1 protein-coding gene is annotated in these 1,798 nt (G+C 63.4%); it reads right to left on the reverse strand.

Features of this window, described 5'->3' with window-relative positions; genetic code table 11:
• Positions 1-34: 34 nt before the first annotated feature.
• Entirely contained in the window at positions 35-1,297 is a 1,263-nt protein-coding gene (locus ACX80C_RS19280; RefSeq protein WP_459328080.1) for an IS30 family transposase, read from the reverse strand.
• Between the last annotated feature and the right edge of the window lie 501 nt (positions 1,298-1,798).

Consider the following 1,798-nt stretch of genomic DNA (forward strand, 5'->3'; position numbering starts at 1 on the left):
GGCGGATTCTGGGGGTCGTTGCAACACCCGGTGGTTAGCTGGTTATGAGTAGATCACGTAATTGCTCGGCTGGGGTGTTCCAGTTGAGTGTTTTGCGTGGTCTGGCGTTGAGTTCCTGGGCAACGTGTTCGAGGTCTTCAGGGCCGTAGCGGCTGAGGTCGGTGCCTTTGGGGAAGTACTGGCGTAGTAGTCCGTTGGTGTTCTCGTTGGATCCGCGTTGCCAGGGGCTGTGGGGGTCGCAGAAGTAGACGTCCATGTCGGTGGCGATGCTGAAGGCGTTGTGTTTGGCCATTTCCACGCCTTGATCCCAGGTGAGAGAGCCGCGTAGGTGCTCGGGCAGCGGGCCCAGTGCTGTGATGAGCCCGTCCCGGACGGATGCTGCGCTGTGATCTACCGGGAGGTGGACGAGTATGACGTAGCGGGTGGTGCGTTCGACCAGGGTTCCGATGGCGGACTGATTGTTGGTCCCGGTGATGAGGTCGCCCTCCCAGTGACCGGGCACGGCGCGGTCCTCGACCTCGGCGGGGCGTTCGGAGATATTGATCATGGGGTCCCGGAAACGGGTGCTGCGTTCCTCGGGGTTTTTGTGTTTCTTACGCCGGGTCCGCCCGGTGCGCAGTGCCTGTTTGACCTCGCGGTTGAGTCCGCCGCGGGCCTGGAAGTAGAGGGACTGGTAGATCGTTTCGGGGCTCACACGCATAGAGGGGTCATCGGGGAATTCCTTGATCAGCGTGTTGGAGATTTGCTCTGGTGACCAGTGCTCGCGCAGCTTTGATTTCACATACTCGCGCAGCGGCCCGGCTGCTGCCAGTTTACTGGCCTTGGGGCGTGGCCGGCGGGCGGTTGCCTGCCGTTGCGCGCCGTAGGGTTGGTAGCCCAGGACGGGGTGGCTGTTGTGTCCGATCTCCCGGCTGATCGAGCCCGGGGAGCGTCCCAATGCCCGCGCGATGGCACGCACCGACTCACCCCGTGCGTGCAGGTCCGCGATCCTCTCGCGCTCTATCAGGGACAGATATCGGGGGCTGATTTCCTGTTCCAGGGCTTCCTGGGCCACCCCAGCTGCTACGGGCGCGGCGGGCGGCTCTGCCCCGGTCAACGGAGCCGGGCACGCCTGCTCCGGCGGTGTCACGTCGAGGACCAGGGGTTCGACAAGAGTTGTAGTCACCTCCTGGTTATACGGCAGGACCACGCTTTGGCTCCCACCGACGCGGCCGTTGCCCTGAAGCAGGGCTTCATTCCATCTATATCCGCTGCGCAGGCTAGCCCCGGCAGCTTTCGCGGCTTCTCTGGTGCTGATACCGGCTTCACGCAGCCGGAGGAATTCCTCACGCTTCTTCACCCACGGGCGCGGCGCATTCCCCGCCTTCCGGACCCAGAGGTAGCATTTACCCGGCTTCAAGCCGAGCTCCCGTGCCGCCAGGCTCACGCTGCCCAAGCGTTCCAGAGCAGCGAAGAATCCGTCCTTCTGGGCCTGACTCGCCCGCTGCTGCGGCGCCTCGAGAGGTCTCTTGGGAACGGCGCCTACTTCATGAGCCCACTTGTCCCCGGTCTGCCGGGTGATCCCCAGCTCCCTGGCCGCAGCGCTCACCTTCCCGGTCCGATCCAGCAGAACAAAGAACGCTTCCTTATCCGCCGCCGTGTAACGACGGTAAGCGCGCCTCTGCCCTGTTCCGGGTTTCGGATCCGTTTCCGCCGAAGACGACTCTTTCGCTAAGGAAGACCCGCTGATAGATGATGAAGCCATTGTCGTTGTAACTCCCGAAAGACGGGGGTGTTGCAACGACCACTAGAACCCGCC

This window comes from Arthrobacter tecti (genome assembly GCF_054511355.1).